This window comes from Caulobacter sp. GW821-FHT11A05 (assembly GCF_058809015.1).
In genome coordinates this window covers 181355-197720 of the sequence record NZ_JBXASF010000007.1, presented here as the reverse complement: position 1 = coordinate 197720, position 16366 = coordinate 181355, and the positions used below count along the sequence as shown (strand labels likewise).

At 69.3% G+C, this 16366-nt stretch carries 17 protein-coding genes; 9 read left to right on the top strand and 8 right to left on the bottom strand.

Translation table 11 applies throughout. The features are described 5' to 3' along the window. Positions 1-49: 49 nt before the first annotated feature. Positions 50-403: an ASCH domain-containing protein gene (locus AC1RSK_RS12275; RefSeq protein WP_492907830.1), complete on the bottom strand. Its 354-nt coding sequence runs from the start codon at positions 401-403 to the stop codon at positions 50-52. A 71-nt stretch (positions 404-474) separates the two neighbouring features. Between AC1RSK_RS12275 and AC1RSK_RS12270 the strand changes: the two genes are divergently transcribed. The 5 genes from AC1RSK_RS12270 (at position 475) to AC1RSK_RS12250 (ending at position 5369) form a co-directional block, all read left to right on the top strand. Continuing rightward, positions 475-1719, top strand: a complete 1245-nt coding sequence (locus tag AC1RSK_RS12270; protein WP_492907829.1) for a glycosyltransferase — start codon at positions 475-477, stop codon at positions 1717-1719. A gap of 42 nt (positions 1720-1761) precedes the next feature. Further along, positions 1762-2286, top strand: a complete 525-nt coding sequence (locus AC1RSK_RS12265; protein WP_492907828.1) for a D-glycero-alpha-D-manno-heptose-1,7-bisphosphate 7-phosphatase — start codon at positions 1762-1764, stop codon at positions 2284-2286. Between the two features lie 85 nt (positions 2287-2371). After that, positions 2372-3754 carry a pyridoxal-phosphate dependent enzyme gene (locus AC1RSK_RS12260; RefSeq protein WP_492907827.1) on the top strand — a complete coding sequence of 461 codons (1383 nt, stop codon included), beginning with the start codon at positions 2372-2374 and terminating at the stop codon, positions 3752-3754. Continuing rightward, entirely contained in the window at positions 3754-4191 is a 438-nt protein-coding gene (locus tag AC1RSK_RS12255; protein ID WP_492907826.1) for a GFA family protein, read from the top strand. The genes AC1RSK_RS12260 and AC1RSK_RS12255 overlap by 1 nt, the downstream gene beginning before the upstream one ends. After that, positions 4191-5369 (top strand): cystathionine gamma-synthase, encoded by a 1179-nt coding sequence (locus AC1RSK_RS12250; protein ID WP_492907825.1) that lies wholly within the window; start codon positions 4191-4193, stop codon positions 5367-5369. The genes AC1RSK_RS12255 and AC1RSK_RS12250 overlap by 1 nt, the downstream gene beginning before the upstream one ends. Here the strand turns inward: AC1RSK_RS12250 and AC1RSK_RS12245 are convergent. Beyond that, positions 5284-6225, bottom strand: coding sequence for a mechanosensitive ion channel family protein (locus tag AC1RSK_RS12245; RefSeq protein WP_492907824.1), 942 nt, complete (start codon positions 6223-6225; stop codon positions 5284-5286). The two genes, AC1RSK_RS12250 and AC1RSK_RS12245, sit on opposite strands and share 86 nt — an antisense overlap. 132 nt (positions 6226-6357) lie before the next feature. Between AC1RSK_RS12245 and AC1RSK_RS12240 the strand changes: the two genes are divergently transcribed. Then, positions 6358-7518: a DegT/DnrJ/EryC1/StrS family aminotransferase gene (locus tag AC1RSK_RS12240; RefSeq protein WP_492907823.1), complete on the top strand. Its 1161-nt coding sequence runs from the start codon at positions 6358-6360 to the stop codon at positions 7516-7518. A gap of 204 nt (positions 7519-7722) precedes the next feature. Here the strand turns inward: AC1RSK_RS12240 and AC1RSK_RS12235 are convergent, their stop codons facing one another. Beyond that, complete coding sequence (locus tag AC1RSK_RS12235) at positions 7723-8379, bottom strand: glutathione S-transferase family protein (protein ID WP_492907822.1); 657 nt, start codon at positions 8377-8379, stop codon at positions 7723-7725. Between the two features lie 24 nt (positions 8380-8403). After that, positions 8404-10023, bottom strand: a complete 1620-nt coding sequence (locus AC1RSK_RS12230; protein WP_492907821.1) for a cisplatin damage response ATP-dependent DNA ligase — start codon at positions 10021-10023, stop codon at positions 8404-8406. Positions 10024-10249: 226 nt separating this feature from the next. On the opposite strand from AC1RSK_RS12230, the gene AC1RSK_RS12225 reads away from it, so the two are divergent. Beyond that, complete coding sequence (locus AC1RSK_RS12225) at positions 10250-10618, top strand: hypothetical protein (RefSeq protein ID WP_492907820.1); 369 nt, start codon at positions 10250-10252, stop codon at positions 10616-10618. Then, positions 10615-11088: a GFA family protein gene (locus tag AC1RSK_RS12220; RefSeq protein WP_492907819.1), complete on the top strand. Its 474-nt coding sequence runs from the start codon at positions 10615-10617 to the stop codon at positions 11086-11088. Before AC1RSK_RS12225 ends, AC1RSK_RS12220 begins: the two co-directional genes overlap by 4 nt. Here AC1RSK_RS12220 and AC1RSK_RS12215 read toward each other — a convergent pair whose 3' ends face one another. The 4 genes from AC1RSK_RS12215 to fsa all read right to left on the bottom strand — a co-directional run bounded on the left by AC1RSK_RS12215 (position 11089) and on the right by fsa (position 13860). After that, positions 11089-11397: a hypothetical protein gene (locus AC1RSK_RS12215; protein WP_492907818.1), complete on the bottom strand. Its 309-nt coding sequence runs from the start codon at positions 11395-11397 to the stop codon at positions 11089-11091. Positions 11398-11588: 191 nt separating this feature from the next. Next, the gene (locus tag AC1RSK_RS12210) at positions 11589-12509 is read right to left on the bottom strand and encodes a tyrosine recombinase XerC (protein WP_492907817.1); all 921 of its coding nucleotides are present in this window, start codon (positions 12507-12509) and stop codon (positions 11589-11591) included. Next, on the bottom strand, positions 12506-13189 hold the full coding sequence (locus tag AC1RSK_RS12205; protein ID WP_492907816.1) for a DUF484 family protein: 684 nt from the start codon (positions 13187-13189) through the stop codon (positions 12506-12508). The genes AC1RSK_RS12210 and AC1RSK_RS12205 overlap by 4 nt, the downstream gene beginning before the upstream one ends. A gap of 17 nt (positions 13190-13206) precedes the next feature. Then, positions 13207-13860: a fructose-6-phosphate aldolase gene (gene fsa, locus AC1RSK_RS12200; RefSeq protein WP_492907815.1), complete on the bottom strand. Its 654-nt coding sequence runs from the start codon at positions 13858-13860 to the stop codon at positions 13207-13209. A gap of 246 nt (positions 13861-14106) precedes the next feature. Here fsa and AC1RSK_RS12195 point away from each other — a divergent pair, with 246 nt between their 5' ends. Next, a complete protein-coding gene (locus AC1RSK_RS12195; RefSeq protein WP_492907814.1) occupies positions 14107-16269 on the top strand; it encodes a primosomal protein N' in 2163 nt (720 codons plus the stop codon). Positions 16270-16366: the final 97 nt, after the last annotated feature.

Sequence of the window (16366 nt, the reverse complement as noted above, 5' to 3'; positions counted from 1 at the left end):
CGGGGACAGGTAGGCTGCTCCGCAGCCAACCTGTCCCCTTAGGGCGCCGTCACTCGGCCGGGTGAAACACGAAGTCGATCAGATAGACGTTCTGCCCCGAGCCATGCTTGGCGACCTTCAAAAGGTCGACGACCCCCTCGAACCCTGACCGCCGCGCCAGCGCCGGCGTGATGTCGGCCAGCTCGATCTGGCGGATGCGCAGCACCTCCACCTCCCCGCCCTCCATGGCGTAGCGGTTGCCGACCTTGACCCTGGGCGACTGCCAGATGCGCACGGTGCAGTCGATCTCGCCACGCCGGATCGGCTCGCGCAGGCGTTTGGTGAACATCAGGCCCATGGCGGCCAGCATAGGGGAAACGGCGGACGTCTCGCCCTGCCTGGATTGGAAGTGGGGACGAAACATCCAAGATCAAGAATTGGCAGGCGGCGATTTATGCGCAGTCTTCGGAGCCCTCAAACCCATGGGAGCATCAGATGCGTATCTTGCTGTCGACCTTTGGATCGCGGGGTGATGTCGAGCCGGTGGCGGGCCTGGCGGCTCAGGTTCAGGCGCTCGGCGGAGAGGCGGTGGTCTGCGCCCCGCCCGATACGGAATTCGCCGCCCTGGTGACGCGGGCCGGCGCCACCCTGGTTCCCGCCTTCACCTCCGTGCGCCAGTGGATCGCCGGGGCCCTGGCCAACGATCCGCCCATGACCCTGCCCGAGCGCGCCGCCCTGGTGCTGAACGGCCAGTTCGAGGTCCTGATGGCGGCGGCCGAGGGCTGCGACGCGATCTTTGACATCGGCCTGTTTCCTTCGACGGTCGCCGCCGTCTGCGTCGCCGAGCTGCGGGGTCTGCCGCACGTCCATGGCGCCTACTGCCCGGCCTTCCTGCCGTCGGAGCATCACCGACCCCTGGCCTTCCCGGGCCACCCCGTGCCTGAGGAGATCACCGATAACCGGCGGCTCTGGGCGCTGAACAGCGATGCGATGAACGGCATCTTCGGCGCCGCGACCAGCGCCCTGCGCAGCCGCCTCGGCCTGCCGCCGGTGGCGGGCCTGCGCGACCACGTGATGACTGACCGGCCCCTGCTGGCGGCGGACCCGGTGCTGGCCCCCTGGCTGCCGACCGACCTCATCCATCCGGTGCAGACCGGCGCCTGGATCCTGCCCGACGAGCGCCCCCTGCCGGAGCCCGTCGAAGCCTTCCTGAGCGCCGGCGCGCCGCCGGTCTACCTGGGCTTCGGCAGCATGCCGATGCCGGTGCTGAAGGCCGCCGCCCGGGCCGGCCTGGAGGCGGCCCGCGCCCACGGCCGCCGGCTGATCCTCGGCCAGGGCTGGGCCGGACTCGACCTGGAGGCGGCCGGCGACGACGTCCTGGTCATCGGCGAGATCAACCAGCAGGCCCTGTTCCCCCGCCTTGCCGCCGTCGTCCACCACGGCGGGGCCGGCACCACCCACACGGCCGCCCGGGCCGGGGCGCCTCAGGTGGTGGTCGCCCAGATCGCCGACCAGCCCTACCATGCGGCCCGCGTGGCGGCGCTGGGCGTCGGCGCGGCCCACGACGGGCCGGCCTTGACGGCGGAGTCGCTGTCGGCGGCGCTTGGCATCGCCCTGGCCCCCGAAACCCGCGACCGGGCGACAGAGGTGGCGGGCCAGATCCGCACCGACGGCGCCAGGGTGGCGGCGACCCTGCTCCTGGAGATGGCGGATCGAAAAAGGCGGTCCATGCCGACGTGAGCGGGCTTGGCCCGGGTCGCCGACGCACCCTACATACGGCCCATGCCCGCCCCTTTCGCCGTGATCTTCGACCGCGACGGCGTCCTCAACGAGGACTACGGCTATGCCTATGAGCCGGCCAAGCTGGTCTGGATCCCCGGCGCCAAGGCCGCCATCCGGCGGGTCAACGAGGCTGGCGGGATGGTGCTGATCGCCACCAACCAGTCGGGGATCGGCCGGGGCTACTACAGCGAAGACCAGATGCACGGCTTCCATGCCGAGATGAAGCGGCAGCTGGCGGCCGAGGGCGGCCGCATCGACGGCATCTACTTCTGCCCCTTCCACGAGGCCGCCGCTGAGGATCGCTACCGCCAGGCCGACCACCCTGACCGCAAGCCCAACCCCGGCATGATCCTGCGGGCGCTCAGCGACTTCGGCATCGCGCCCGGCCGCGCCCTGATGATCGGCGACAAGCCGGCCGACATGCAGGCGGCCAGGGCGGCCGGGATCGACGGCTACCTCTACGAGGAAGGCGACCTGGAGGACTTCCTGCTCGACGCCGCCTCGCGCACGGGTCTGCCGCTGTAACGCAGGCTTGCGCTTCCTTCATGCCCGCTGACGCGTTAGGCAGGGGACAATTCCGCCTCCTGAGGGGCGTTCACCGGAAAACCCCATGACGCAATTGCCCGCCGCCTCGCACTCGGCGCTCGACCTCATCGGCATGACGCCCATGGTCGAGGTCAGCAAGATCGACACCGGCCTCTGCCGCCTGTTCCTCAAGCTGGAGAACCAGAACCCCGGCGGCTCGATCAAGGACCGCATCGCCCGCTCGATGATCGAGGCGGCCGAGAAGGACGGAACCCTCAAGCCCGGCGGGGTCATCATCGAGGCGACGGCCGGCAACACGGGCCTGGGCCTGGCGCAGGTCGCCACCCTGAAGGGCTACAAGCTGATCCTGATCGTGCCGGACAAGATGGCGCGGGAGAAGATCCTCCACCTGCGGGCCATGGGCGTCGATGTGCGCATCACCCGCTCGGACGTCGGCAAGGGCCACCCCGAATACTACCAGGACATGGCCCAGACCATCGCCCAGGGCCTGCCGGGCTCGCTGTACGTCAACCAGTTCGAGAACCCGGCAAACCCCTACGCCCACGAGACGACGACGGGCCCCGAGATCCTCACCCAGATGGACGGCGACATCGACGCCATGGTGGTCGGGGTCGGGTCGGGCGGCACGCTCACCGGCCTTGGCCGCTACTTCCAGAAGCACAGTCCGAAGACCAAGATGATCCTGGCCGATCCGGTCGGCTCGATCCTTTACGACTACGTCAACACCGGCACCTACGGCGAGGCCGGCAGCTGGATCGTCGAGGGCATCGGCGAGGACTTCATCCCGGCCAACGCCCAGATGGACCTGGTCTCCAAGGCCTACGCCATCAGCGACCGCGAGAGCGTCGAGACGGCCCGTGAACTGCTGCAGAAGGAAGGCATCCTGGCCGGCAGCTCGTCGGGCACCCTCTTGGCGGCGGCGCTGAAATACTGCCGCGAGCAGACCGAGCCCAAGCGGGTGGTGAGTCTCGTCTGCGACACCGGCGCCAAATACCTGACCAAGATGTTCAACGACCTGTGGGTCTCCGCCCACGGCTTCGAGGACCGCCAGGCGCGGGGCGACATCTCCGACCTGATCGCCAAGCGCTACAGCGACGGCGGGGTGATTACCATCGGCCCGGACGACACCCTGCTGACCGCCTACAACCGCATGCGCAGCGCCGACATCAGCCAGCTGCCGGTGGTCGATCACGGCAAGCTGGTCGGCATCCTCGACGAGAGCGACGTCCTGACCGCCGTCGCACGCGCTCATGACGGCGAAGGCTTCGCCTCCAAGGTCGGGGCGGCCATGACCCGCAACGTCCGCACCCTGGAAAGCCACCAGCCGCTGTCGGCGCTCAACCCGGTGTTCGAGCGCGACGAGGTGGCGGTGGTCATGGACGGCGACGAACTGCTGGGCCTGATCACCCGGGTGGACCTCATCAACCACCTGCGCCGGACCGCCTGATGAAGGCCCTGGCCGGGATGGCGCCGCCGTTTTCCGGCGGCTGCCTGTGCGGGTCCGTGCGCTATGTCTGCACGGCCCCGCCGGTGTGGTCGGTCAACTGCCACTGCAACGCCTGCCAGAAGCTGAGCGGCGCGCCGTTCGTTTCGGCCTTCTCGGTTCCGGCCGGGACGGTGGCCTTCACCGGCGAGACTCACGCCTACCATCGCGATTCCGAGACCGGCCACCGGGTCCAGACCCATCACTGCGCCCGTTGCGGTGGGCGGGTCTGGGCCCAGTCGGCGGGCAATACGGCCCTGGTCAACCTGTTCGCCGCCACCCTCGACGCACCCGAGACTTTCGTCGCGGTGTCGAATGTCTATCTCAGCGAGGCCGCCGGCTGGATCACGCCGCAACCGGCCCGCTTCAACTTCCAGAAGATGCCAGGACCCGAAGAGTGATGAGCACCCCCACCGACGGCAAGAACCGCCTGGCCTTCGCCACCCGCACCATCCACGCCGGCCAGAGCCCCGACCCGACGACGGGGGCGGTGATGCCGCCGATCTACGCCACCAGCACCTACGCCCAGGAAAGCCCCGGCGTGCACAAGGGCTATGAGTACGCCCGCAGCCAGAACCCGACCCGCTTCGCCTTCGAGCGCTGCATCGCCGACCTGGAGAGCGGGACTCAGGCGTTCGCCTTCGCCTCGGGCCTGGCCTGCGCGGCGACGGTGATGGAGTGCCTGGACACCGGCGCCCACGTCATCGCCACCGACGACCTCTACGGCGGCAGCTACCGGCTGTTCGAGCGGGTCAAGAAGCGCTCGGCCGGCCTGTCGTTCAGCTTCGTCGACATGAGCGACCTGGCCGCCATCGAGGCCGCCATCCGGCCCGAGACCAAGATGCTGTGGGTCGAGACCCCGACCAACCCGACCCTGCGGCTGGTCGACCTGGCGGCCGTCGCCCAGCTGGCCAAGAAGCATGGCCTGCTCACGGTCGCCGACAACACCTTCGCCAGCCCCTATGTGCAGCGGCCGCTGGAGCTGGGCTTCGATCTGGTCACCCACTCGACGACCAAATACCTCAACGGCCATTCGGACATGGTCGGCGGCGTCGCCATCGTCGGCGACAACGAGGAGCTCGGCGCCCAGATGAAGTTCCTGCAGAACGCCGTCGGGGCCATCAGCGGCCCGTTCGACAGCTTCCTGGCGCTGCGGGGCCTCAAGACCCTGGCCCTGCGCATGCAGCGCCACTGCGAAAGCGGCCTGAAGATCGCCGAATGGCTCGAGGCGCATCCGGCCGTCGAGAAGGTCATCTACCCGGGCCTCAAGTCCCACCCGCAGCATGAGCTGGCCAAACGCCAGATGACCGGCGGCTTCGGCGGCATCATCTCGGTGGAGATCAAGGGCGGCCTGGCCCCCAGCCGCAAGCTGCTGGAACGCACACGCCTGTTCACCCTGGCCGAATCCCTCGGCGGCGTCGAAAGCCTGATCGAGCATCCGGCCATCATGACCCACGCCTCCATCCCGCCCGAGCAGCGGGCGGCGGTGGGCATCACGGACGGTCTGGTCCGCCTTTCAGTCGGGATCGAAGATTGCCAAGACCTGATTTCCGACCTCTCGCAGGCTTTGGCGGGCTGAGCTTCTTCGGCGGCTCGGGCGGTGGCGGCGGCGGCGGCTGGCCCGCCGCCAACAGCCGGCCCGCCAGCAGCAGGTCGGCCGTTACGTCGCCGTGGTCATGCGGCAGGACCCAGGCGCGGACCGCCACCTCGACATTGTCGTGGCCGACGCTGACCACCTCGACGGCCACGGGGGCGTCCTTCAGCACCCGCGGATCGGCTTCAGCCCGGGCCTTGAGACCGGCCATCACCGCCATCAGGTCGGCGGTGACGGGAATCTTCAGCAGGGCGTCGGCGCGGCGGCGCTCATGGAAGCTGTGGTTGACGATGACGTCGCCGAACACCTTGCTGTTGGGCAGCATGACCTTGAGGTTGTCGGCCGTGGTCAGCTCGGTGGTGAACAGGTCCAGCGCCCGCACCGTGCCCTTCCTGCCGCCGGTCTCGATGACGTCGCCGACCCGGTAGGGCCGGAAGGCCAGGATCATCACCCCGGCCGCGACATTGGTCAGCGCCCCCTGCAAGGCCAGACCCACCGCCAGGGAGGCGGCGCCCAGCACGGCGATGATGGAGGTGGTCTTGACCCCCAGCTGCTGCAGCACCGCCACCGCCCCGACGATGATGACGATGTAGCGGACCAGGCTGGAGGCGAAGGTCTGCAGGGTGGCGTCGGGCGGATGGTGGCGGCCGACGCTGAGCGCCCGCCTGACCAGGGCCGACAGCCAGCGGGCGGCCCAGAAGGTGACCACCGCGATGATCAGCGCGACCAACAGGTCGATCGCCAGCTGCGTGCCGCGATCGATCAGCCCGGCGCCGAGAAGCTGTTGGGCGCTCACCTTGGGCAACAGGCGCGGAATGTCCGCGAACGAAAAGCCAGCCATGAATCCGTGTGAGTCATACGCCCACCCCATACCGGCAACGGAAGTCCTCGCAACGGGTTCCTGAATCGGGGAAACATCCGGTTACGACTGTTGTGTCGAAACCACGGGCAGGGGAGCCTAAAGGGCCGGGCCATGAGCATCGCCTTCATCGACCTCGCCGCCCAGCAGCGGCGCATCCGCGACAAGATCGACGCCGGCATCGCCCGCGTCCTCGACCACGGCGCCTATGTCATGGGCCCGGAGGTCCGCCAGTTCGAGGCCGAACTCGCCGCCTTCGGCCAGGCCCCGCTGGCGCTCTCCTGCGCCAACGGCACCGACGCCATCGCCCTGCCGCTGATGGCCTGGGGGATCGGCGAGGGCGACGCGGTCTTCTGCCCCAGCTTCACCTTCGCGGCGACGCCGGAAGTCGTGCCCTGGACGAACGCCACGCCGGTGTTCGTCGATGTGCTGCCGGACACCTTCAACATGGACCCGGCCCATCTGGAGGCGACGATCCTGGCCACCAAGGCCGAAGGCCGCCTGCGCCCGGCCGTGGTCGTCGCTGTCGACCTGTTCGGCCAGCCGGCCGACTACCCGGCCCTGCGCGCCATCTGTGACAAACACGGCCTCAAGCTGATCAGCGACAGCGCCCAGGGCTTCGGCTGCACCCTGAACGGCCATCACCCGATTCACTGGGCCGATGTCGCCACCACCAGCTTCTTCCCGGCCAAGCCGCTCGGCTGCTACGGCGACGGCGGGGCCGTGGTCTGCAAGGACCAGGAATTGTGGGACCTGATGGACAGCTACCGCGTCCACGGCAAGGCGGTGACCCCTGACCTCGTCGGCCGCACCTTCGAGCACGAGACCAAGTACCTCAACACCCGCATCGGCATGAACAGCCGCCTGGACTCCATCCAGGCCGCCATCCTGATCGAGAAGCTGGCCATCTTCCCCGAGGAGATCCAGATGCGCCAGGCCGTCGCCGACCGCTATGCGGCGGGCTTGGCGGGCTCGGTGACCTCGACCCCCAAGGTCATCGACGGCGGCGTCTCGGTCTGGGCCCAGTACGTCATCGAGCACGCCAACCGCGACGGCCTCGCCGCCCACCTGAAGACGCAGGGCGTGCCGACCGCCGTCTACTACCCCGTGCCGATGCATGTGCAGGCGCCCTACGCCCACTTCCCGCAAGGCCCCGGCGGCCTGCCGGTGACCGAGGCCCTGGCCGAGACCGTTCTGGCCCTGCCGATGCACCCCTACATGGACGAGGCCGTGCAGCAGCAGATCATCGACGCGGTGAAGGGCTTCAACGGCTAGCGGCGGCCGGCAGTGAGCTTCGCTCTCCGCCCCCGAGAGGGGGCGGAGGACGGTTCGGAGCGTGAGCGACGGACCAGGAGGCGGGGCAGCGCCACGGTTGAAGGGTGTCGTTCTGAACCGGCAGTGGGGGGACCCCCTCGGTTTGGCTCGCTTGCAGCGCTCGCCAAAGCCACTCCCCCATTTTCAATGGGGGAGAGCGAAGGCCTAATCCCGATCCGGCGCGCCGAGTGGGAAGAACGCCCGGAAATACCGCGCCTCTTCCACGCACCGCGCGAACGACGGCCGTTTCAGCAGCCGCTGTCGGTACCCCCGCAGCACCGGCCATTCGTCGGTGATCTCCAGCACCCAGTCGGCATAGAACAGCGACATCGAGGCCGCCGTGTCGGCCATGCTGTAGTCGTCGCCGCAGGCCCAGGTCTTTCCGGCCAAAGCCCCGTCCAGCCAGCCGTAGGCCTTGCGCAGCCGCTCGTGGGCCAGGATCAGGCCGTCCGCGCTCTTCATCGGGATCTGGCCGATCTTGCTGGCCACCGCCACCTGCATGGCGTCCATCACATGCAGGTCGAAGAAGCGGTCCATGAAGCGCACGTCCAGCGCCTTCATCGCATCGTCCGGGATCAGCCGCACCGGCCCCGGATGCTTTAGCTGCAGGTACTCGATGATGATGCTGGCCTCGACCACGGTGGTGTCGCCGTCGACCAGCATCGGAAACTTGGCCAGCGGCCACTTCTCCAGCCAGACCCCGACGTGCTGCGGCGTGTCCGGCCCGATCTCGCGGAACTCGAACGGGGTGTCGTTCTCGTAGAGGGCGGTCTTGGCCTTCTGGGTGTAGGACGAGAAGTGGTGGCCATAGAGGGCGAGCATCGGGCGTCTCCGTTTGCGCCTACCCTAATCGAGCATTCGCTCCAGTGTCTCCAGTTCGTCCGCCTCGCGGGCCGGCTTGTCCCAGCGGATGCGGCTGATGCGCGGAAACCGCATGGCCACCCCGCTCTTGTGGCGGCTGGAGCGCTGCAGCCCCTCGAAGGCCACCTCCAGCACCAGGCCGAAATCCAGGTTCGCCTTCACCGACCGCACCGGGCCGAAGCGGTCGACGGTGTTGTCGCGGACGAACTTGTCGAGCTGTTTCAGCTCCTCGTCGGTGAAGCCGAAATAGGCCTTGCCGACCGGCGTCAGCGCCCGGTTGCCGGCCTCGTCCTCGCGCCAGACGCCGAAGGTGTAGTCGCTATAGAAGCTCGACCGCTTGCCGTGGCCGCGCTGGGCGTACATCAGCACCGCGTCGATCAGGTGCGGATCGCGCTTCCACTTGAACCACGGCCCCTTCGGCCGCCCGGCCTCATAGAGGCTGTCCCAGCGCTTGAGCATCAGCCCCTCGGACAGGGCCGCGTCGCCCTCGGGCGGATGGGCCCGCAAGGCCGCCAGCTCTTCCCAGGACGCGAAGGGCTGCATGGGCGACAGATCGATGCGCGGCGAGGCGGCGCCTGCGACAAAGGCTTCCAGGCGCTTGCGGCGCACGGCGAAACTCATGTCCCGCAGGTCGGTCTCGCCGTCGAGCAGCAGGTCGTAGGCGCGGATGGCGGCCGGGTAGAGCTCCATCAGCTTGGCGTCGACGGCCTTGCGGTTCAGCCTTTGCTGCAGATCGCCGAAGCTGGCCAGCGCCCCGTCGCGGATGACCAGCAGCTCGCCGTCGATCGCGCCTTCGAAGCTCATATGGGCCAGCACGTCCGGAAACGTATGGCTGATGTCGTCGCCGGTGCGGGTGTAGAGCCGCCGCTCTCCTCGTTCGCTGACCGCCTGGATGCGGATGCCGTCCCATTTCCATTCGGCCGCATAGTCGGCCGGGTCCAGCTTGGGGAAGTGGGTCTCCTCGTCGATCGGATGGGCCAGCATCACCGAGCGGAAACGGCCGGGATGGTCGGCGCTCGGCGCCTCGGAGCGGCCTTCCAGCCAGGCGAACAGGTCCTCGTAGGGAGGCTCCATCGCATGCCAGACCTCCTCGATCTGCGGGACGCCTATGGCCTGGCCGTGCAGGGCGGCCAGATCGGCGCAGGCCTGCTTGGCCAGCCGGGCCGAGAATCCGACCCGCAAGCCACCGGTCAGCAGTTTCAAGAGGGCCCAGCGTCCGTCCGGCTCCAGGGCGTCGAGCCAGCGCTCGATCATCGGCTGCACCTCGGCCCGCTTGGCGGTGCGCAGGGCTTCGACCACCTCCGACAGTTCCGGCTCGCGGTTGGCCCCGCGCTCGGCCGGCCAGACCAGGGCGACGGTCTCGGCCAGATCGCCGACATAGTCGTAGGACCAGCCGAACAGCACTGGATCCATCCGCGCCTCCACCGCCTTGCGGATGGCCGCCGGCTTGGCGGCGGAGAAGCTGAGGTCGCCGGTCATCGCCGCCAGCGCCCAGCCGCGGTCCGGGTCCGGCTGGCCGTTCAGAAAGTCGCGCACCAGCACCAGCTTGGCGTTGCGCGAAGCGGTGAGGCTGAGCCGGTCGAGCAGGCGGGCGAGGGCGCGCATGGAGGGGGAATGTAGCGCGCGGCCAGCAGTTCAACACCACCACCGATTTCCCCGACGAAAGTCGGGGCCCAGCTGGCAAACCAGAAGACGAGCGGGCGCTGATCAGAGCCGCGCCTCTTGCGGGAGTGGACACTGGGCCCCGACTTTCGTCGGGGAAATCGGAAAGAAGGGTGGTCTTGCGCCGGTCCCGCGGAAGCCCCAGCCTGCCCGTCGGGAGAAAACCAGCATGCGCCTGTGGAAAGCCGTCTTCGCCGTCGCCGCGCTGTTCAATCTGCTGGTCGGCCTGCCGCTGCTCATCGCCCCGGCCGCCTTCTACGCCGCCCTCGGCCAGCCGCCGCCCCCCGACATCCTGTCCAGCCAGACGGCCGGCCTGCTGATCGCCGTCTTCGGCCTCGGATACGCCATGGTGGCCCGCGATCCGGTGGCCCATCGAGGTATTCTCTGGCTGGGGGTGATCGGCAAGACGCCGCTGCCGCTGATCGTCTGGCTGAACGTCCAGGCCGGCCGCGCCCCGATGTCGAGCTTCTGGCTGAGCCTCGCTGACCTCGCCTTCGCCGGCCTCTTCCTCACCTACCTGCTGCGCAGCCGCCGATGAGCAAGGCCTCCGCCGTCCAGTCCGAAGGCCAGTGCGTCTGCGGCGCGGTCCGCTTCGAGATCGACGTGCCCGCCGTCTGGGCCTGGCATGACCATTCCGAGGCCAGCCGCCGGGCCCAGGGCTGCGCCTACGCCACCTATGTCGGAACCTGGAAAAGCCGCTTCCGCTGGCTGGAGGGCGAGGAGGAGCTTACCCGCTACGAGGACGCTGAGGCCCGCACCACCCGCAGCTTCTGCCGCCGCTGCGGCACGCCGGTGGCCTATGAGAAGGCCCGCTCGCCGCGCTTCATCAACATCCCCCGCAGCCTGTTCCCGCAGCGGACCGGCCGCGAGCCCCGCTACCACATGAACCTGACCGAACGCGCCGACTGGACCTACTGGGGCGAGCCGCTGGGCCCGCTGAAGGGCTATCCGGGGGTGATGCGCGAGCGGCCGCGCAAGAAGCGGCTGGATCCTGTTGAACTCGACTGACTAGCTGGTCAACATCCAGTGGATGAGAATTCCGATGGCCGTTGCCGCGACCGCCGCCGCCGCGAGCCAATTGCGTATCCTATCAAGCTGTTCTTTGCGTGCTGCATCAGCCAGCGCTAGCCACTTCTGAGCAGCTTCCACTTCTCCACCCTGCCAAACATTCCTCATAAGAGCCCTCCGCACACGCCCGGGTCCCATAATTTCGAAAAGCATCGCGGTGAAGTAAGGATGCGGAATCGCTGGGGGAGGCGCCCCTCCGGTGAGGGGGGTGGGCAAAGCTTCAAGGGGCTCGTTGATGTCCGTGGTCATGTCTCGCCTGCGAGACATGACATAGCATGATTACGTGGAAAGTTAACCACGAAAATCCTGCCACTTTACTATGGCCTCGTGTGCTTAACGGGGAGTTAACGCGCATCTTCAATACATTAATCGCAAGTTAACTGTTAAATTCAATCGGGTTGCGAAAAACATCTTAAAAGCACGATGAATGCGCCTCACCGCTAGGCGTGCGGATGGGCCGCCGAATAGGCCGCCAGCAGGCCCGCCGCGTCGACCTGGGTGTAGCGCTGGGTCGTCGACAGCGAGGCGTGGCCGAGCAGTTCCTGGATGACCCGCAGGTCGGCGCCGGCTCCCAGCAGGTGGGTGGCGAAGCTGTGGCGCAGGGCGTGCGGCGTGGCGCGGTCGGGCAGGCCGAGGCGGCCGCGCAGCAGCTGCATAGCGGCCTGGACGTGGCGCGGCGACAGGGCTCCGCCGCGCTTGGCGATGAACAGCGGGTCGCCCCGCTCGGTCGGCCAGGGCAGGGCGGCGAGGTAGGCGTCCACCGCCTCGCGGACGACCGGCAGCACCGGCACGATGCGGGTCTTGCCGCCCTTGCCGGTGATGCGCAGGGCATCGCCCAGGGGCGCGTCGCCCCGGGTCAGGCTGAGGCCCTCCGAAATCCGCAGGCCGCAGCCGTAGAGCAGGGTCAGCACCGCCTGGTCGCGCAGGCCTTCCCAGGGATCGCGGTCGGGGTCGGCGCCGGCCTCGATGAGCAGGCCACGGGCTTGGTCCTCGCTGACCGGCCGGGGGGCGCCGGGCGCCACCTTGGGACCGCGCACCAGGGCCAGGCCCGGGCAGGGGACGCCCATCCGTCGGTCGACGAAGCCATGGAAGCTGCGCACCGCCGACAGGGCCTGCGACAGCGAGCGGGCGGCCAGCTGCCGGCCATCGGCCCGCTCGCGCTTGTCGGCCAGCCAGGCGCGCACCTCGGCGGCCGACACCGTGCCCAGGGCCTCTACGGTGATGGTTTCGCCGCGATGGCGGGCCAGGAAGGTCAGGTAGGAGGCGGCGCCGGCGCGGTAGGCTTCCAAGGTCCGGGGCGAGGCGCGCCGTTCGGCCGCCAGATGGGTGATCCAGGTCTCTAGCGCTTGATCGGCGGTCACAGCACCGGCCAGCGTTCGGCCGTCCGTTCGAACACCCGGCCGATGAAGTCGACCAGTTCGTGGCCCATGTCCCTGGTGAAGCCTTCCGGCTCCGGCGAGCCGAAGGCCAGCACGCCCTGGCGGGCCGGCTCCCAGATGGCCATGCGGACCATGGCCATGGATTTCACATGGGCGGCCTTGTCGCCGAACAGGCCCAGGGCCGGGGCGTGGAAACCCATCCGCGCCAGCTTCTGCGGTCCGAGGATAAGGTCCACCTGTCCCTCGACCAGCGGATGCCAGCCGGCCGGAACGCGCTCGGGGCCTTCCAGGGCGATCGCCGCGCCGGTCAGGCCAAAGCGCAGGGTCGCCACCTCGTCCACCCGGCGGGCGAGGTCGGAATGGTTGCGGGCTTCCAGCAGGTCGATGACCGCCGCGTGGGTCTGGGCCTGGGCCGAGAAGTTGGCGCGGGCGGTGGCCTCCAGCATGCGCCGGGCCTTGGTTTCGCGCTTGGCGGTGGCGGCCACCCGGGCCAGGGCCGCTGGGCCGAAGTCGACCAGGTTGGCGGCGTCGAGCCGCAGGCCCAGGTCGGCCAGCAGCTCGGGATCGTCGCGCAGCAGGGCGCCGTTGTCGCGGATCAGCTCGCGCAGCGCCGCCAGGTCCGGGGCGCCATCCAGTCTCTTGATCCGCGCCCCGTCCGACATGCCCGCTTAACTCTCTTCTAGAGGATGGTCTGGCCCGTCTTGGTCCAGTCGCTCAGGAAGGCTTCTAACCCCTTGTCCGTTAAGGGGTGCTTGAAGAGGGCCTCGAAGACGTTCGGCGGCAGGGTGGCGCAGTCGGCCCCCAGCTCGGCGCAACGGGCGATGTGCTCGGTCGAACGGATCGAGGCGGCGAGGATCTCGGTGTCGTAGCCGTAGTTGTCGTAGACGGTGCGGATGTCGCCGATCAGGCCGCAGCCGTCGGCCCCGTGGTCGTCCAGCCGGCCGACGAAGGGCGAAACATAGGTGGCGCCGGCCTTGGCGGCCAGCAGCGCCTGGGCCACCGAGAAGCAGAGGGTGACGTTGGTGGCGATGCCGTCGGCGGCGAACTGGGCGCAGGCGACCAGGCCGTTGCGGGTCAGCGGCAGTTTCACAACCACGTTGCCGGCGATGTCGGCCAGCTTGCGGCCCTCGGCGATCATGGTGTCGACGTCGGTGGCGACGGCTTCGGCGCTGACAGGCCCCTCGACGAGACCGCAAATCTCGGCGATGACCTCCGCCATGGGACGACCCGACTTGGCGATCAGCGTGGGATTGGTGGTGACCCCGTCCACAAGACCGGTCTTGGCCAGGTCCGCCAGGACGGCGGTGTCGGTGGTGTCGAGGAAGAGCTGCATCGCGAAGGTGTCCACAGGTTTGGGTCGGGCGTTCTACACCAAGGCGGCGGCCGATGCATCACGATCCCTTCTCCCGCTTGTCGGGAGAAGGTGGCCGCGAAGCGGTCGGATGAGGGCAGCACCGGCTCTCTGCGTTTATGCACGTTCTGGCGCGTTCGGAGCCGTCGCTGACCTTTCCGATCTGGCGCTGCCCTCATCCGACCCCCTTCGGGGGCCACCTTCTCCCGACAAGCGGGAGAAGGACCAGTGAGCCGCATCGCCTCCGTCCTCCTGCCCATGCCGCTGCCCGAGGCCTTCGACTACGCCGAGCCCGAGGGCATGGATCTGGTCGTCGGCGACCAGGTTGCCGCCCCGCTCGGTCCGCGCCTCCTCAGAGGCGTCGTCACCGCCCTGCGCGACGGGACCGGCGGCAACCGGCCGCTGAAGCCCATCGACCACCGAATTGACGATCCCCCACTCCCCCTCTCGACCCTGGCCTTCATCGACTGGGCCGCCCGCTATGCCGCCGATTCGCCGGGCTTCCCCCTGGCCATGGCCCTGCGCGGCCTGCGCGCGCCGAAGCCCAAGCCCGAGCGTGTCCTCGTCCCGACCGGCGTCGCGCCCAAACGCCCGACCCCGGCCCGCGCCAAGGTCCTCGAAGCCGCCGCCCGCGAGGCTCTCCCCGGTCCGCGCCTGGCCGAAGCCGCCGGCGTTTCTTCCGGCGTCGTCAAAGGTCTCGTCGACGAGGGCTGCCTGGCCATCGAAGAGCGCCTCCCCGACCGCACCCCGCCCCTGCTCGACCTTTCCCCCCGCGCTGACACCCTCAACCCCGGCCAGGCCGCCGCCGCTGCCGAACTGATCAAGAAGCTCGATACGAACGCCTTCTCCGCCACCCTGCTCGACGGCGTCACCGGCTCGGGCAAGACCGAGGTCTACCTCGAGGCCGCCGCCCATGCGCTGGCCAGGGATCCCGAGGCCCAGGTCCTGATCCTGCTGCCCGAAATCGCCCTCACCCAGGCCGTCATCGCCCGTGTGACGCAGCGCTTCGGCAGCCCCCCCGGCGAGTGGCACAGCGCCGTCCCCCCGCCCCGCCGCCGCACCCTCTGGGAAGACGTCGCCGCCGGCCGGGCCCGCATCGTCGTCGGGGCCCGCTCGGCCCTGTTCCTGCCCTTTACCAAGCTCGCCCTCGTCGTCGTCGATGAGGAGCACGACGGGTCCTACAAGCAGGAGGACGGCTTCATCTACCAGGGCCGCGACCTGGCCGTGGCCCGCGCCCACCTGGAGGGCTGCGCCGTCGTCCTGGCCTCGGCCACCCCCAGCCTGGAGACCCTCTGGAACGCCGAACAGGGCCGCTACGGCTGGCTGAAGCTCGTCGCCCGCCACGGCGTCGCCACCCTGCCCGAGGTGACGATGATCGACCTGCGCGAGACCCCGCCCGAGCGCGACCACTGGCTCTCGCCGCCCCTGGTCCAGGCCATGGTCGAAACCTTCGAGCGCGGTGAGCAGACCCTGCTGTTCCTCAACCGCCGGGGCTATGCCCCTGTCGTCCTCTGCCGGGCCTGCGGCGAGCGGCTGACCGCGCCGGACACCGACAGCTGGCTGGTCGAGCACCGCTACACCGGCCGGCTGGTCTGCCACCTGACCGGCTTCTCGATGCCCAAGCCGGACAAATGTCCCCACTGCGGCGCCAAGGACAGCCTGGTCTCCATCGGCCCCGGCGTCGAGCGGGTGGAGGAGGAGGCCAAGCGCCTGTTCCCGCAGGCCCGCACCGCCATCTTCTCCTCCGACACCATGTTCTCCAGCCAGTCGGCCCGCGAGCTGGTCGAGGCCATGGAGCGCGGCGAGATCGACATCCTGGTCGCCACCCAGGCGGCCGCCAAGGGCCACAACTTCCCGGGCCTGACCCTGGTCGGGGTGGTCGACGCCGACCTGGGCCTGCGTGGCGGGGACTTAAGGGCCGGCGAGCGGACCTTCCAGCTGCTGGCCCAGGCCGGCGGCCGGGCCGGCCGCGCCGACCGCCCGGGCCGCGTCCTCATGCAGTCCTACGCCCCTGACCACCCGGTCATGCAGGCCCTGGCCGCTTCCGACCGCGACAGCTTCGTCGAGGCCGAGATGGAGCTGCGCCGGCTGTCGGGCCTGCCGCCGTTCGGCCGCCTCGCCGCCGTCATCCTGTCGGGCCCCGACGCCGCCCAGTTGGAGGCCTTCGCCCAGGACATGGCCCGCGTCGCCCCCAATACCGCGGGGGTCGAGATCTTCGGCCCCGCCGACGCCCCGCTCGGTCTGATCCGCGGCCGCCGCCGCAAACGCCTGCTGGTCCGCGCCGACCGCAATGTCGATCTCTCCGCCTACATGGCGGCGTGGAAGGCCAGGGTGAAGCCGCGCGGGGCCCTGCGCCTGACCATCGACATCGACCCCTACAGCTTCCTGTAGGCGTTCCCCCATTCGAGCGGGACGCCACCTTCGGCCGAAAGGGTGTCCAGGAATTCATTTGACCCCCAAAAGTCCGTAGGCGCCTACTCATGTCACA

What these genes read in the sequence shown, in the direction of transcription:
- AC1RSK_RS12265 (WP_492907828.1), top strand. Translation starts at nt 1,762, where the DNA reads ATGCCCGCCCCTTTCGCCGTGATCTTCGACCGCGACGGCGTCCTCAAC.
- AC1RSK_RS12220 (WP_492907819.1), top strand. Translation starts at nt 10,615, where the DNA reads ATGAGCAAGGCCTCCGCCGTCCAGTCCGAAGGCCAGTGCGTCTGCGGC.
- AC1RSK_RS12205 (WP_492907816.1), bottom strand. Translation starts at nt 13,189, where the DNA reads ATGTCGGACGGGGCGCGGATCAAGAGACTGGATGGCGCCCCGGACCTG.
- AC1RSK_RS12270 (WP_492907829.1), top strand. Translation starts at nt 475, where the DNA reads ATGCGTATCTTGCTGTCGACCTTTGGATCGCGGGGTGATGTCGAGCCG.
- AC1RSK_RS12215 (WP_492907818.1), bottom strand. Translation starts at nt 11,397, where the DNA reads ATGACCACGGACATCAACGAGCCCCTTGAAGCTTTGCCCACCCCCCTC.
- AC1RSK_RS12250 (WP_492907825.1), top strand. Translation starts at nt 4,191, where the DNA reads ATGAGCACCCCCACCGACGGCAAGAACCGCCTGGCCTTCGCCACCCGC.
- fsa (WP_492907815.1), bottom strand. Translation starts at nt 13,860, where the DNA reads ATGCAGCTCTTCCTCGACACCACCGACACCGCCGTCCTGGCGGACCTG.
- AC1RSK_RS12255 (WP_492907826.1), top strand. Translation starts at nt 3,754, where the DNA reads ATGAAGGCCCTGGCCGGGATGGCGCCGCCGTTTTCCGGCGGCTGCCTG.
- AC1RSK_RS12235 (WP_492907822.1), bottom strand. Translation starts at nt 8,379, where the DNA reads ATGCTCGCCCTCTATGGCCACCACTTCTCGTCCTACACCCAGAAGGCC.
- AC1RSK_RS12275 (WP_492907830.1), bottom strand. Translation starts at nt 403, where the DNA reads ATGTTTCGTCCCCACTTCCAATCCAGGCAGGGCGAGACGTCCGCCGTT.
- AC1RSK_RS12230 (WP_492907821.1), bottom strand. Translation starts at nt 10,023, where the DNA reads ATGCGCGCCCTCGCCCGCCTGCTCGACCGGCTCAGCCTCACCGCTTCG.
- AC1RSK_RS12225 (WP_492907820.1), top strand. Translation starts at nt 10,250, where the DNA reads ATGCGCCTGTGGAAAGCCGTCTTCGCCGTCGCCGCGCTGTTCAATCTG.
- AC1RSK_RS12260 (WP_492907827.1), top strand. Translation starts at nt 2,372, where the DNA reads ATGACGCAATTGCCCGCCGCCTCGCACTCGGCGCTCGACCTCATCGGC.
- AC1RSK_RS12240 (WP_492907823.1), top strand. Translation starts at nt 6,358, where the DNA reads ATGAGCATCGCCTTCATCGACCTCGCCGCCCAGCAGCGGCGCATCCGC.
- AC1RSK_RS12245 (WP_492907824.1), bottom strand. Translation starts at nt 6,225, where the DNA reads ATGGCTGGCTTTTCGTTCGCGGACATTCCGCGCCTGTTGCCCAAGGTG.